The 13,573-nt window shown below is 62.1% G+C and carries 12 protein-coding genes; 5 read left to right on the forward strand and 7 right to left on the reverse strand.

What is annotated here, in order from left to right; all coding sequences use genetic code 11:
• Positions 1–11: 11 nt before the first annotated feature.
• Together M8Q45_RS26045 and M8Q45_RS26050 are read left to right on the forward strand one after the other, a co-directional pair.
• Complete coding sequence (locus tag M8Q45_RS26045; protein WP_249876947.1) at positions 12–1,910, forward strand: FTR1 family protein; 1,899 nt, start codon at positions 12–14, stop codon at positions 1,908–1,910.
• A gap of 94 nt (positions 1,911–2,004) precedes the next feature.
• Entirely contained in the window at positions 2,005–2,460 is a 456-nt protein-coding gene (locus tag M8Q45_RS26050; RefSeq protein ID WP_249876948.1) for a YaiI/YqxD family protein, read from the forward strand.
• A 119-nt stretch (positions 2,461–2,579) separates the two neighbouring features.
• Here M8Q45_RS26050 and elbB read toward each other — a convergent pair whose 3' ends face one another.
• A complete protein-coding gene (elbB, locus tag M8Q45_RS26055) occupies positions 2,580–3,248 on the reverse strand; it encodes an isoprenoid biosynthesis glyoxalase ElbB (RefSeq protein WP_249876949.1) in 669 nt (222 codons plus the stop codon).
• 121 nt (positions 3,249–3,369) lie between these two features.
• Here elbB and M8Q45_RS26060 point away from each other — a divergent pair, with 121 nt between their 5' ends.
• Positions 3,370–4,605 carry a sterol desaturase family protein gene (locus M8Q45_RS26060; RefSeq protein WP_249876950.1) on the forward strand — a complete coding sequence of 412 codons (1,236 nt, stop codon included), beginning with the start codon at positions 3,370–3,372 and terminating at the stop codon, positions 4,603–4,605.
• Here M8Q45_RS26060 and M8Q45_RS26065 read toward each other — a convergent pair.
• The gene (locus M8Q45_RS26065) at positions 4,586–5,209 is read right to left on the reverse strand and encodes a DedA family protein (RefSeq protein WP_249876951.1); all 624 of its coding nucleotides are present in this window, start codon (positions 5,207–5,209) and stop codon (positions 4,586–4,588) included. The genes M8Q45_RS26060 and M8Q45_RS26065 overlap by 20 nt on opposite strands.
• A 204-nt stretch (positions 5,210–5,413) precedes the next feature.
• On the opposite strand from M8Q45_RS26065, the gene hemB reads away from it, so the two are divergent.
• Positions 5,414–6,427, forward strand: a complete 1,014-nt coding sequence (gene hemB, locus M8Q45_RS26070; RefSeq protein ID WP_249876952.1) for a porphobilinogen synthase — start codon at positions 5,414–5,416, stop codon at positions 6,425–6,427.
• Positions 6,428–6,444: 17 nt separating this feature from the next.
• Positions 6,445–8,661, forward strand: a complete 2,217-nt coding sequence (gene ppk1, locus M8Q45_RS26075; RefSeq protein WP_249876953.1) for a polyphosphate kinase 1 — start codon at positions 6,445–6,447, stop codon at positions 8,659–8,661.
• Positions 8,662–8,839: 178 nt separating this feature from the next.
• On the opposite strand, the gene ppx is transcribed toward ppk1, so the two are convergent.
• From ppx to M8Q45_RS26100, 5 genes are all read right to left on the reverse strand, one after another.
• Positions 8,840–10,342 (reverse strand): exopolyphosphatase, encoded by a 1,503-nt coding sequence (gene ppx, locus M8Q45_RS26080; RefSeq protein WP_249876954.1) that lies wholly within the window; start codon positions 10,340–10,342, stop codon positions 8,840–8,842.
• 298 nt (positions 10,343–10,640) lie between these two features.
• Positions 10,641–11,375: an amino acid ABC transporter ATP-binding protein gene (locus M8Q45_RS26085; protein WP_030138144.1), complete on the reverse strand. Its 735-nt coding sequence runs from the start codon at positions 11,373–11,375 to the stop codon at positions 10,641–10,643.
• Positions 11,362–12,012 (reverse strand): amino acid ABC transporter permease, encoded by a 651-nt coding sequence (locus tag M8Q45_RS26090; RefSeq protein ID WP_249876955.1) that lies wholly within the window; start codon positions 12,010–12,012, stop codon positions 11,362–11,364. The genes M8Q45_RS26085 and M8Q45_RS26090 overlap by 14 nt, the downstream gene beginning before the upstream one ends.
• The gene (locus tag M8Q45_RS26095) at positions 12,009–12,677 is read right to left on the reverse strand and encodes an amino acid ABC transporter permease (protein WP_249876956.1); all 669 of its coding nucleotides are present in this window, start codon (positions 12,675–12,677) and stop codon (positions 12,009–12,011) included. The genes M8Q45_RS26090 and M8Q45_RS26095 overlap by 4 nt, the downstream gene beginning before the upstream one ends.
• A 21-nt stretch (positions 12,678–12,698) precedes the next feature.
• A complete protein-coding gene (locus M8Q45_RS26100; RefSeq protein WP_249876957.1) occupies positions 12,699–13,484 on the reverse strand; it encodes a transporter substrate-binding domain-containing protein in 786 nt (261 codons plus the stop codon).
• Positions 13,485–13,573 lie beyond the last annotated feature (89 nt).

Raw genomic sequence — 13,573 nt, forward strand, 5'->3', positions numbered from 1 at the left:
GAGAGTCATTCATGACTGCCCCGTTTCGTTTCCTGGCCTGGCTGATGCTGCCGTTGCTGGCGCTGTCCAGTGCCAACTTGCTGGCCGATACCGTCGAAGGCGCTCCCAAGGCGCTGCATCTGCTGGATTACATCGGGGCGGATTACCCGGCGGCTGTCGAGGCGGGGAAGGTCATCGACGATTCCGAATACCGCGAGCAACTGGAATTCACCGGGGTGTTGGCAGGGTTGGTTGCCGAATTGCCAGCCAAGCCTGAAAAAGCTGAACTGGCTCAAGGTGTCGATACCTTGCGCAAGGCGATTACCGCGCGCCAGGAGGGCGGCGACGTGGCTCGCATGGCGCGGCAATTGGGCGCAAGGCTCGCGGTCGCGTACGAAGTCAGCCAGGCGCCGATCATTACGCCGGACCCGACACGCGGCGCGCCGCTGTATGCGCAGAATTGCTCGGTCTGTCACGGAGACAGCGGTGCCGGCGATGGCCCGGCGGGCGTTGGCCTGGAGCCGCCGCCGTCGAACCTGCGTGACGGCCAGCGTCTTGATCGGCTGAGCCTCTATGCGATCTACAACACCTTGGGCATGGGTATCGAGGGCACGGACATGCCAGCGTTTGCCGATCAACTCGATGATCGGCAACGCTGGGACCTGGCCACCTACATCGCCAGTTTCAGCGCCGACCCAGCCGCGGCTAAGAGCGACGTGACGTACAACCTCGCCGATCTCGCCCGGCAGACCCCGGCTGAAGTCCTGGCTGCCCAGGGCCCTGCCGCGGCTGCGACGTTCCGTGCCCAACGCGCCCAACCGCCACAAGTGCAGCGCGGTCCGGGGCAGTTGCTCGACTACACCGCCGCCACGTTGGATAAAAGCATCGCGGCGTACCGTGCTGGCGATCATGACCAAGCCTATGACCTGTCGGTAGCGGCCTATCTGGAAGGTTTCGAGCTGGTGGAGAGCTCGCTCGATAACGTCGACCCCACTGTGCGCAAGGACACCGAAAAGGCCCTGATGGCGTTCCGTCAGTCCTTGCAGGACGGCTTGCCGGTGGCGCAGGCCGAACAGCGCCTGGACGCGGCCAAGGCGAAATTGAAAGAGTCCGCGGGCCTGTTGGGTGGCGATGGCTTGAGTTGGTCGCTGAGCTATATCTCCGGCTTGCTGATTCTGCTGCGCGAAGGCCTCGAAGCGATTCTGGTGCTGGCGGCGATCCTGGCGTTCTTGCGCAATACCGGCCAGCAATCGGCGGTTCGCAGCGTCAACATCGGTTGGGGATTGGCTTTGCTTGCCGGTCTGGCGACGTGGGGGGTGGCCGCGTATGTGATTGATGTCAGCGGCGCACAGCGGGAATTGCTCGAAGGCGCGACGGCGCTGTTCGCCAGTGTCATGGTGCTGTGGCTGGGTGTGTGGATGCATGATCGACGCCACGCAGCGGCCTGGCAGGATTACATCAAGAGCAGCCTGGTGGGCGGTGGTGGCCGTTTCGGTTTTGCGATCCTGGCGTTTTTCTCGGTCTACCGCGAATTGTTCGAGGTGATCCTGTTCTACGAGACCCTGTGGCTGCAGGCCGGTCCCGCCGGGCACAACGCGGTGCTGGCCGGCGGCGCGTCGGCGCTGGTATTGCTGGTGGGGTTGGCCTGGGTGATCTTGCGCGGCTCGGCGAAACTGCCGCTCGCGCTGTTTTTCAGCATCAACGCCGCGTTGCTGTGTGCGCTGTCGGTGGTGTTCGCCGGCCATGGTGTGAAGGCATTGCAGGAAGCCGGCATCTTTGGCACGCGGCCGGTGGCGTTCTTCGACTTCGATTGGCTGGGCATTCATGCCGACGCTTATTCGCTGGCGGCCCAGGCGGTGGCGATCACCGCGATCGTTGTGCTGTACGGGCGCAGCTGGGTGGTGGAGAAACGTCGGGTCCAGGTTTCCTGAAGCCCTTTCGCCAGCAGGCGCGCTCCCACAGGAGGTAGGCTGTCCTTTGTGGGAGCGAGCCTGCTCGCGAAGCTTTCAAAGAGGAACAACCCTGATGCGCGTATGGATCGATGCAGACGCCTGCCCCAAGGCGGCGAAGGAGCTGGTGGTCAAGTTCGCCTTGAAGCGCCAGTTCGAAGTGGTGCTGGTGGCCGGGCAACCGCAGATCAAGCCAGGCCTCGCCCTGGTGAAACTGATCGTGGTGCCGAGCGGTCCTGATGCGGCGGATGATTACCTGGTGGAGCATGCCATGCCCGGTGAGTTGGTCATCTGCAGCGACGTGCCACTGGCCGACCGCCTGGTGAAGAAGGGCGTCGCCGCCCTGGACCCCAGGGGCAAGGAGTTCGACGCGCAGAACATGGGCGATCGACTGGCGGTGCGCAATCTGTTCACCGACTTGCGTGAGCAGGGCCATATGGGCGGCGGGCCGGCGGCGTACAGCGAGCGGGACAAGCAAGGGTTTGCCAATGCGCTGGATCGGATCCTGACGCGGTTGGCTCGCTTGTCCTGATTCTCGTGGATCCCCTGTGGGAGCGAGCTTGCTCGCGATAGCGGTGTGTCAGCCAATACACGTGTGACTGATCGGATGCTATCGCGAGCAAGCTCCCACACAGGAAAGTGGAAATGGGGTCAGGCATCGTTCTCGTGCGTCAACTCCAACACCCGGTCCACCAGCTTGTTGATGCCCGACGCCGCTTCACTGATGTTCTTGGCCAGCATGTAGGCGGGTGTGCTGACCAGTTTGCGCGCGGTGTCCTCGACGATATCGGTGACCAGGCATTCCTCGTGATTTCCGCCCATCTTGGTCACGGCAGCGGCCGTGTCGGCATCGGTGCCGATGGTGCAGTTCACTCCCGGGCCATAGATCTTCGCCGCCAGGGCGGGGGAGATACACATCAGTCCCACCGGTTTCCCAGCCTCGGCAAAGGCTTCGGTCAACGCCAGGACTTCCGGCTGGACGGTGCATCCGGGACCCTCGACAGCGAAATTGGACAGGTTTTTTGCCGATCCGAAACCGCCGGGCACGATCAGCGCGTCAAAGTCTTCGGCCTTGGCTTCGCGCAGGTCTTTTACATCGCCTCGGGCGATGCGCGCGGATTCCACTAGCACGTTGCGGCTTTCGGGCATTTCTTCGCCGGTCAGATGGTTGATGACATGCAATTGGGCAATGTTTGGCGCAAAGCATTGAACCTGCGCGCCGCGCTGGTCGAGACGCAACAGAGTGATCACGCTTTCGTGGATCTCTGCGCCGTCATACACGCCACAGCCGGAAAGGATCACTGCAACTTTTTTGCTCATGGGCTTTTCTCCAGATTCATGGCGTTAAATGTCTACTAATTTGTCACTCGTTGCCATAGGGGGAACCGGCGGCTACACCTAATCTGCCGACTTCTCCCGCCTTGCCTGCCCAGGTCGCGTCATGAATTTCATCCTGTATGCCGTGCCGTTTTTCTTCGTGCTGATTGCCGTCGAGTTGCTCGCCGATCACTGGCGTGGCGTGAGCCACTACCGCGTGGCGGATGCGATCAACAGTTTGAGTACCGGGGTGCTTTCGACCACGACAGGCCTGCTCACCAAAGGCGTTGGACTGGTGACCTACGCCTTTGCGTTGGAACACTTGGCAATTATCGAGTTGCCTGCCGATAACGCCTGGACCTGGGTGTTCGCCTTCGTGTCCTACGACTTCTGTTATTACTGGCTGCACCGCATGGGGCACGAGCGCAACATTCTCTGGGCGGCTCATTCGGTGCATCACCAGAGCGAGGACTACAACCTCTCCACCGCGCTGCGCCAGACCAGCACCGGTTTCCTGCTGAGCTGGATTTTCTATCTGCCGCTGGCGGTCCTGGGCGTGCCGCTGGTGGTGTTCGTCAGCGTCGCGGCGCTGAATCTGCTTTACCAGTTCTGGGTCCACACCCAGCACATTTCCAAGCTCGGCTGGCTGGAGTGGTGCTTCGTCACGCCGTCCAATCATCGTGCCCACCATGCACAGAACCCTCTCTACATGGATCGCAACTACGGCGGGGTGTTCATTATTTGGGACCGTCTGTTTGGCACCTTCCAGGAAGAGGATGATCGAGAACCGGTGATCTTTGGCGTGACCACGCCCCTGGCGAGCTGGAATCCGTTGTGGGCCAACCTGCAGTTTTATGCGCAACTGTGGGCCGATGCGCGGCGGGCGGGGCGTTGGTGGGACAAGCTGCGGATCTGGTTCATGCCCACCGGTTGGCGTCCGGCGGATGTCGCGGCCAGGTACCCGCTGAACAAGCCGGACCTGGGCCAGTTCCGCAAATTCGAAGCGCTGCTGGAACCTCGCAAGCAGGGATATGTGGCGCTGCAGTTCTGCGTCTACATCGCCTTGGGCAGCTATTTGATGAACCTTGAACACAGCCTGCCGGTCGCCGCCCTGATACTGGGTGGGGGCGCGGTGGCGTTCGGTCTGTTCGTGTTGGGCGTGGCCCTGGAGAATCGCCCTTGGGCGCTGAAGCTGGAACTGCTGCGGCTGGCTTCGAGCCTGCCGCTGGTGTGGCTGGCACCGATGACCGGGCTTTGGCCGGGCAGTCCGCTGGCCTGGGTGGGGGTGTCCTGCTATTGCCTGCTCAGCGGTATCGGGCTGTATTGCTGCCGCAGCCGGTCTACTCGTTTGGCGTCGTAGGTGCGCCGGACCTGCTCTGTTCCTGGCGCTCGGCTTCCAGGACCTTCCTGGCCAGCCGCGCATTCTTGATGCGCCGACGCAGCCACAAGCCCAAGCCCAGCAACAGCAGGGCACCGAGCACCCACAATTCGTATTTCTTGATGCTACCCAGCATGCCTTCGAGCACCGCGCCGAAGTGGTACGCGGCGGCGGCCAGCGCCGTGGCCCAGATGGCCGCCCCGATGCCATTGAGCAGCAAGTAGCGGCCTGGCGGATAGCCCGACAGCCCGATGGCCACCGGCATCACCGTGCGCAGGCCGTAGACGAAGCGAAAGCTCAGCACCCAAATGTCCGGATGCTTGCGGATGTGTTCCAGCGCCCGATCGCCCATCAACTGCCAGCGCGGCTTGCGCGCCAACAGCTTGCGTCCGTGCTTGCGCCCCAGGAAATACCACAGCTGATCGCCCGCGTAGCTGCCGCAAAACGCCACGACCACCACCAGGTTGATGTCCATGTAGCCACGGAACGCCAGGAAACCTGCGAGCACGAGGATGGTTTCGCCTTCGAAGAACGTCCCGATAAAGAGAGCAAAGTAGCCGAAGTCATGCAGAAATTGTTGGAGCATTGTCTGGGTGCTGGCGAAATGAACGCGCAGCCTAACCCTTCAGGCACATTCAGGAAAGTATCGAAATGTGTCTCGACGTTAACATTTCCTACAGAAGACAATGACTGCGACTACCGGTCACGCTTACGCACAACTGTCATACGTTCGTCATAATGGCCGCTTATAACTGTCACGCTCGCCCGTCTGCGGGCTCAGGAGTCTGCCGTGAGCTTTACCCCTGCCAATCGTCTGTTTCCCGCCACCCGTCTGCGTCGCAACCGCCGCGATGAATTCTCTCGCCGGTTGGTGCGTGAAAACGTCCTGACAACCAACGACCTGATCCTGCCAGTGTTCGTGCTGGACGGGGAGAATCGTCGTGAAGCGGTGGCTTCGATGCCCGGCGTGGAACGCTTGACCATCGACCTGCTGCTTGAAGCCGCGGCCGAGTGGGTCGAGCTGGGGATTCCGGCGTTGGCGCTGTTTCCGGTCACGCCACCCGAGCTCAAGTCCCTGGACGCCGCCGAAGCCTGGAATCCGCAGGGCATCGCCCAACGCGCGACCCGTGCCCTGCGCGAGCGTTTCCCCGAACTGGGCGTGATCACTGACGTTGCCCTGGACCCCTTTACCACCCATGGCCAGGACGGCATTCTCGACGAAGAAGGCTACGTGCAGAACGACGTCACCGTCGATGCGCTGGTCCGCCAAGCGCTGTCCCACGCCGAGGCTGGCGCGCAGGTGGTGGCGCCGTCCGACATGATGGACGGCCGCATCCAGGCAATCCGCGAAGCCCTGGAAGTGGCCGGGTATGTGAACGTGCGCATCATGGCCTACTCGGCCAAGTACGCCAGTGCCTATTACGGGCCATTCCGCGACGCGGTCGGCTCGGCCCTGAACCTGGGCAAGGCCAACAAGGCCTCCTATCAGATGGACCCGGCCAACGGCCATGAAGCCCTGCACGAAGTGGCCGCTGACTTGTCAGAAGGGGCAGACATGGTCATGGTCAAGCCGGGGATGCCTTATCTGGACATTCTTTATCGGGTCAAGGATGAGTTCAAAGTGCCGACCTTTGTTTATCAGGTCAGCGGCGAATACGCGATGCACATGGCCGCGATACAGAACGGCTGGTTGAACGAAGGGGTGATTCTCGAGTCCCTGACCGCTTTCAAACGCGCGGGCGCTGATGGCATCCTGACTTACTTTGCCGTGCGCGCCGCCCAATTGCTTCGAGAGCAGAAATAGCCTCCCAGGAACTTGCGATGAATACCGAAGGACTCACAGAAGTTGCCGTAAAAGACGCCCAGCCCGTGGTCGAGCAGGTCGCCGAAACGCCGCCAGAGCTGGAGCCGACTCCACCGGCCGTGCCTGAGGCGGCCCCAGCGCCAGCGATTGCAATCCCCAACCTGGATGACAGCAGCCTGTACATCCACCGCGAGCTGTCGCAACTGCAATTCAACATCCGCGTGCTGGAACAGGCGCTGGACGAGTCCTATCCGCTGCTGGAGCGGCTGAAATTCCTGCTGATTTTCTCCAGCAACCTGGACGAGTTCTTCGAAATTCGCGTCGCCGGCCTGAAGAAACAGATCACCTTCGCTCGCGAGCAGGCCGGTGCCGACGGCCTGCAACCGCACCAGGCCCTGGCCCGCATCAGCGAACTGGTCCACGGTCATGTGGACCGGCAGTACGCGATCCTCAACGACATCCTGTTGCCGGAGCTGGAAAAGCACCAGGTGCGCTTCATCCGTCGCCGCTATTGGACCACCAAGCTCAAGACCTGGGTGCGCCGCTATTTCCGCGACGAGATCGCGCCGATCATCACCCCGATCGGCCTCGACCCGACGCACCCGTTCCCGCTGCTGGTGAACAAGAGCCTGAACTTCATCGTCGAGCTGGAAGGCATCGACGCCTTTGGCCGCGATTCCGGCCTGGCGATCATTCCAGCGCCGCGCCTGTTGCCGCGGATCATCCGTGTGCCCGAAGACGTCGGCGGCCCGGGCGACAACTATGTGTTCCTGTCGTCGATGATCCATGCTCACGCCGATGACCTGTTCCAAGGCATGAAAGTGAAGGGCTGCTACCAGTTCCGCCTGACGCGTAACGCCGACCTGTCGGTGGACACCGAGGACGTCGAAGACCTGGCCCGCGCCCTGCGCGGCGAGCTGTTCTCCCGTCGCTATGGCGATGCGGTACGCCTGGAAGTGGCCGATACGTGCCCCAAACACCTGTCCGACTACCTGCTCAAGCAATTCAACCTGCATGAGACCGAGTTGTACCAGGTCAATGGCCCGGTGAACCTGACGCGCCTGTTCAGCATCACCGGCCTGGACAGCCATCCGGAGCTGCAATACACGCCGTTCACCCCGCAGATCCCGAAACTGCTGCAAAACAGCGAGAACATTTTCAGCGTGGTCAGCAAGCAGGACATCTTGCTGCTGCACCCCTTCGAGTCGTTCACGCCGGTGGTCGACTTGCTGCGCCAGGCTGCCAAGGACCCCCATGTATTGGCGGTGCGCCAGACCCTGTACCGCAGCGGCGCCAACTCGGAAATCGTCGATGCGCTGGTGGATGCGGCGCGAAACGGCAAGGAGGTCACGGCGGTGATCGAGCTGCGCGCACGCTTCGATGAGGAATCCAACCTGCAATTGGCCAGCCGCCTGCAAGCGGCCGGCGCGGTGGTGATCTACGGCGTGGTCGGCTTCAAGACCCACGCCAAGATGATGCTGATCCTGCGCCGTGAGGCCGGCGAGATCGTGCGGTACGCCCACTTGGGCACCGGCAACTATCACGCCGCCAACGCCCGTCTCTACACCGACTACAGCCTGCTCACTTCCGACGATGCCCTGTGTGAAGACGTCGGCAAGTTGTTCAGCCAGTTGATCGGCATGGGCAAGACGTTGCGCATGAAGAAGCTGCTGCACGCGCCGTTCACCCTGAAAAAGGGCATGCTCGACATGATCGCCCGGGAGACGCAATTCGCCCTGGACGGCAAGCCGGCGCACATCATCGCCAAGTTCAACTCGCTGACCGATCCGAAGATCATCCGTGCGTTGTACAAGGCCAGCCAGTCGGGCGTGCGCATCGACCTGGTGGTGCGCGGCATGTGCTGCCTGCGGCCAGGCATCCCGGGGGTGTCCCACAACATCCACGTCCGCTCGATCATCGGGCGGTTCCTGGAACACACGCGGGTGTTCTACTTCCTCAACGGTGGCGAGGAGCAGATGTTCCTGTCCAGTGCCGACTGGATGGAGCGCAACCTCGACAAGCGGGTCGAGACCTGCTTCCCAGTGGAAGGCAAGAAGCTGATCCTGCGGGTCAAGAAAGAGCTGGAGAGTTACCTCACCGACAACACCCACAGTTGGAGTTTGCAGTCGGATGGCCGCTACATCCGCAACACCCCGACCGGCAACCAGAACCCGCGCAGCGCCCAGGCGACCTTGCTGGAGCGTTTGAGCAGCCCGGTGCTGGCGGTTCGTTAAGGTCTGCAGCGGGGCGCTTGCTCCCACTGGCTGCACTGTAGGAGCTGCCGAAGGCTGCGATCTTTTGATCTTTCGCTTGAGACTCAAGTGTCAGGGGAAAGATCGCAGCCTCGCTTCGCTCGGCAGCTCCTACAGGTCCAGCGCAAGCAAGCGGGATTGCAGAGCCACCGGCAAGCAATCAGCGAATGTTCAGCACGATTCCCACCCGGGTCAGCCATTCCGCTTCCTGGGCGAAGTCGGCCTGGGTCAGTTGGTTCTCTTCCAACCAACCGTCAGGGAACATCACATCCAACTGGTCGCCGTCGGCACGCAGGGCCACCTGGGGCATTTCCTGGGTGCCACGGATGTGGTGGAACAGGATCGCAAAGCGCAGCAGCACGCACAGGCGAATCAGCTTGATGCCGTCGTCGCCGAATTCGGCGAATTTATCCTTCGGAATATTGCGTCGATGGCCGCGTACCAGTAGCGCGAGCATTTGCTGGTCTTCGCGGGAAAAGCCCGCCAGGTCCGAGTGCTCGATCAGGTAGGCGCCGTGCTTGTGATAGTGATAGTGGGCGATGTCCAGGCCCACCTCATGCACCTTGGCCGCCCAGCCCAGCAGTTCACGCCAGACGCCGTCGTTCAGGTCCCAATCGTCGGCCACCTGGTCGAAGGCATGCAGCGCCTTGCGCTCGACCCGTACGGCTTGTTCCTGGTCGACGTGATAACGCTCCATGAGCGAGCCCAGGGTGCGCTCGCGCACGTCTTCGTGATGATGACGACCCAGCAGGTCATACAGCACGCCTTCGCGCAGGGCGCCTTCGCAGTGATCCATGCGTTGCAGTTCGAGTGCGTCGAAAATCGCCTCGAGGATCGCCAGGCCCGCCGGGAAAATCGCCCGGCGATCAGGCTTGATGCCGTCGAAATCGATCTTGTCCGATTCGCCGAGCTTGAACACCTTGCGCTTGAGCCAGGCCAGGCCCTCGGCGTTGACTTCACCGGTGCCATGGCCGCCAGCCTTGAGGGCCAGGCCAATGGCACGAATGGTCCCCGAGGAGCCGATGGCCTCATCCCAGGTCAGGCGATGCAGGGCGTGTTCGATGCTCATGATTTCCAGGCGCGCCGCCGTGTACGCCTGGGCATAGCGGGCCGGGGTGATCTTGCCGTCGCGGAAATAACGTTGGGTGTAGCTGACGCAGCCCATTTGCAGGCTTTCGCGCAGCAGCGGTTCGAAGCGCTGGCCGATGATGAACTCGGTACTGCCGCCTCCGATGTCCGCCACCAGGCGTTTGCCGGGGGTGTCGGCCAGGGTGTGGGAAACGCCGAGGTAGATCAGGCGCGCTTCTTCGCGGCCGGAGATGACTTCCACCGGATGGCCGAGGATCTCTTCGGCGCGGTGAATGAACTCGCCGCGGTTGCGCGCCTCGCGCAGGGCGTTGGTGCCGACGATCCGCACCGCCCCCAGGGGCATGCCGTTGATCAGTTGGGCAAAGCGCTTCAGGCAATCGAGCCCGCGTTGCATCGATTCTTCGCTGAGCTTGCGCTCTTCGTCGATGCCGGCGGCCAGTTGGACCTTCTCGCCGAGCCGCTCAAGAATGCGGATTTCCCCGTTCTGGGCCTTGGCGACGACCATGTGGAAGCTGTTGGAGCCCAGGTCAATGGCAGCGATCAGGGACAGATTCTTGGCTTGGGATGGCGGCATGGTCAAAAAGTCTCGGTCGATAACCTTGCCATCCTGCCACGATCGACCGCTTACGCCAACGCACCTGAACCAAACCCTTGAGCCAGAGCAGGCTGCGGGGTGCCCTTGTGGCGAGGAAGCTTGCTCCCGCTCGATTCTGTAGGAGCTGGCGAAGGCTCGGGCCGCGTTCGGACGATCTTTTGATCTTTCGCTCCAGACTCGATTGGCAGTGGAAAGATCGCAGCCTCGTTGCACTCGTCAGCTCCTACACAGCTACAGCGGGAGCAAGCGCCCTCGCCACAAGAGCGTTCATCGACCGTCAGGCCGGCTCGACCGTCCCGATGAAGTTCGCCAGTTCCGCTGTCTGCGGATCAGCGAACAACACCTTGGGATCGCCCACCTCGTGCACCTTGCCCTGGTGCATGAACACCAGCTTGTCGCCCACCTCCCGGGCGAAGCGCATTTCATGGGTGACCATGATCAGCGTCATGCCTTCCTTGGCCAGTTGACGCACCACGCTGAGCACTTCGTTGACCAGCTCCGGGTCCAGCGCCGAGGTGATTTCATCGCACAGCAACACTTTGGGCGACATCGCCAGGGCGCGGGCGATTGCTACCCGTTGCTGCTGGCCGCCGGACAAACGGTCAGGGAAGGCATCGAATTTTTCGCCAAGCCCGACCCGTTCCAGCATCTGCCGCGCCAGTTCGGCCGCCTTGGCCTTGGGCACTTTTTGCACAACCTGCGGCGCCAGCATCACGTTCTCGCCGACCGTCAGGTGCGGGAACAGGTTGAACTGCTGGAACACCATCCCGACTTTCTGTCGCAGGCTGCGCAGGTCGGCGCGGGCGGCATCGAGGTATTCGCCGTCGACTTCGATCACGCCATCATTGATCGATTCCAGGCCGTTGAGGGTGCGCAGCAGGGTGGATTTGCCCGAGCCGCTGCGGCCGATGATCGCCACCACCTGGCCTTCCTCGACGCTCAGGTCGATGCCTTTGAGCACGTGATGATCACCGTAGTATTTATGCAGGGCGGTAATTCTAAGCAGAGGCATGCAGTCTCCTTTCCAGGTAGCGCGCACTGAGGGACAAGGGGTAGCAGAGCAGGAAGTAGCCGAGGGCGACCAGGCCATACACCATGAACGGCTCGAACGTGGCGTTGGCGAGCATGCCGCCGGTCTTGGTCAGTTCGGTAAAGCCGATGATCGAGGTGACGGCCGTGCCCTTGACCACTTGCACGGAAAACCCCACCGTCGGCGCCACGGCAATGCGCAGGGCCTGGGGCAGGATCACGTAGCGCAACTGTTCCAGCGGGTTGAGGGCCAGGCTCGCCGAGGCTTCCCACTGGCCGTTGGAAATCGAGTCGACGCAGCCGCGCCAGATCTCCGCCAGGTAGGCGCTGGTAAACAGCGTCAGGGCAATCGCCGCGGCCATCCAGGGAGAAATCTCCACCCCGGCCAGCGCCACGCCGAAGAACACCAGGAACAGCTGCATCAACAGTGGCGTGCCTTGGAACAGCTCGATATACGTGCGGGCGATGTTGCGGGGCAGGGCGCGTTTGGATATGCGCAGCACCATCACCAACATGCCGATCACACCGCCGCCGATAAACGCCACCAGCGACAGCGCCAGGGTCCATTGCAGGCCGGTGAGCAGGTTGCGCACCACGTCCCAGAAGGTGAAATCGCTCATTGGCTGCTCCTGGCGATGTAGCGACGCCCGATCCAATTCAGGAACTGGCGGATCAACAGCGCCATGCACAGATAGATCAGCGTCGTCAGTGCGTAGGTTTCAAAGGCGCGGAAGTTGCGCGATTGAATGAAGTTGGCGGCGAAACTCAGCTCTTCGGTGGCAATCTGCGAACAGACCGCCGAGCCGAGCATCACAATGATGATCTGGCTGCTCAAGGCCGGCCAGACCTTGCCCAGCGCCGGCAGCAGCACCACGTGGCGGAACGCCTCGAAGCGACTCATCGCCAACGCCGCGGCCGCTTCCAGTTGGCCCCGCGGGATTGCCTGGATGCCGGCGCGGATGATCTCGGTGGAATACGCGCCCAGGTTGATCACCATCGCCAGCACCGCCGCCTGCCACTCGGAAATCTGCAAACCCAGGGACGGCAGGCCGAAGAAGATGAAAAACAACTGCACCAGGAACGGCGTGTTGCGGATCAACTCCACGTACACGCCAAAAATCGGCGCGAACGGACGGATATTCCAGGCCCGGACCACCGCCCCGACGATGCCAACGCCGACCCCGAGCAGCGCGCCAATGGCCGTCAGCTCGAGGGTGAACAGCGCACCGCGCAACAGCAGCTCGGTGTTTTGCACCACCGGCAGGAAATCGAACTGATAAGCCATGCTCAGCCTCTCAAGCGACGATCAAAGGTCGGCCGGCAGCGGCTGCTTGAGCCAGGCCTGGGAATTTTTCTCCAGGCTGCCATCGGTCTTGGCGGTGGCGAGGATCTGGTTGACCTTGTCCAGCAACGCCGGCTCGTTCTTGTTCACGCCCACGTACACCGGCGAATCCTTGAGTTTCACTTTCAACGCGGGGACGCGCTTGGGGTTGCGTTCGCTGATGGCGACCATCACCACGTTGCCGCTGGCGATCAGGTCCACCTGGCCGGCCAGGTAAGCGGCAATTGTCGAATTGTTGTCTTCGAAACGCTTGATGGTGACGCCTTCGGGGGCGACCTTGGTCAGCTCGATGTCTTCGATGGCGCCACGGGTGACGCTGATGGTCTTGCCCTTGAGGTCGTCCAGGCCGTTGATGGCGGCGTCGGGCGGGCCGAACACGGCCAGGTAGAACGGCGCGTAGGCGCTGGAAAAGTCGATGACCTTTTCGCGCTCCGGGTTCTTGCCCAGGCTGGAAATCACCAGGTCGACCTTGCCGGTGGTCAGGAAAGGGATGCGGTTGGTGCTGTTGACCGGCGTCAGTTCAAGCTTGACCTTGAGCTGGTCGGCCAGCAGTTTCGCGGTGTCGATGTCCAGGCCGCGGGGCTTCATGTCCGGCCCTACGGAACCGAATGGCGGGAAGTCCTGGGGCACCGCGACCTTGAGCGTGCCGCGCTTGACCACATCCTCCAGGCCATCGGCGTGGGCAGGCAGCTGGGTGAGCATCAGGCTGGCAAACAGAGCAGTGAGCAGAACGCTGCAACGCTGGATCATGGCGAATCTCCGCAATCGGTGATGTGATTTCTGCGTTCGGACAGAGCACAGGCCATGCCAAGCAGCCGTTTGTCCTCCGGAAGCCACGG

Source organism: Pseudomonas sp. T1.Ur (genome assembly GCF_023516725.1).
Lineage (GTDB): Bacteria > Pseudomonadota > Gammaproteobacteria > Pseudomonadales > Pseudomonadaceae > Aquipseudomonas > Aquipseudomonas alvandae.

Bases quoted from the DNA above. Each gene is read 5' to 3' on its own strand.
- M8Q45_RS26045 (WP_249876947.1), top strand. From the start codon at position 12: ATGACTGCCCCGTTTCGTTTCCTGGCCTGGCTGATGCTGCCGTTGCTG.
- M8Q45_RS26050 (WP_249876948.1), top strand. From the start codon at position 2,005: ATGCGCGTATGGATCGATGCAGACGCCTGCCCCAAGGCGGCGAAGGAG.
- elbB (WP_249876949.1), bottom strand. From the start codon at position 3,248: ATGAGCAAAAAAGTTGCAGTGATCCTTTCCGGCTGTGGCGTGTATGAC.
- M8Q45_RS26060 (WP_249876950.1), top strand. From the start codon at position 3,370: ATGAATTTCATCCTGTATGCCGTGCCGTTTTTCTTCGTGCTGATTGCC.
- M8Q45_RS26065 (WP_249876951.1), bottom strand. From the start codon at position 5,209: ATGCTCCAACAATTTCTGCATGACTTCGGCTACTTTGCTCTCTTTATC.
- ppk1 (WP_249876953.1), top strand. From the start codon at position 6,445: ATGAATACCGAAGGACTCACAGAAGTTGCCGTAAAAGACGCCCAGCCC.
- ppx (WP_249876954.1), bottom strand. From the start codon at position 10,342: ATGCCGCCATCCCAAGCCAAGAATCTGTCCCTGATCGCTGCCATTGAC.
- M8Q45_RS26085 (WP_030138144.1), bottom strand. From the start codon at position 11,375: ATGCCTCTGCTTAGAATTACCGCCCTGCATAAATACTACGGTGATCAT.
- M8Q45_RS26090 (WP_249876955.1), bottom strand. From the start codon at position 12,012: ATGAGCGATTTCACCTTCTGGGACGTGGTGCGCAACCTGCTCACCGGC.
- M8Q45_RS26095 (WP_249876956.1), bottom strand. From the start codon at position 12,677: ATGGCTTATCAGTTCGATTTCCTGCCGGTGGTGCAAAACACCGAGCTG.
- M8Q45_RS26100 (WP_249876957.1), bottom strand. From the start codon at position 13,484: ATGATCCAGCGTTGCAGCGTTCTGCTCACTGCTCTGTTTGCCAGCCTG.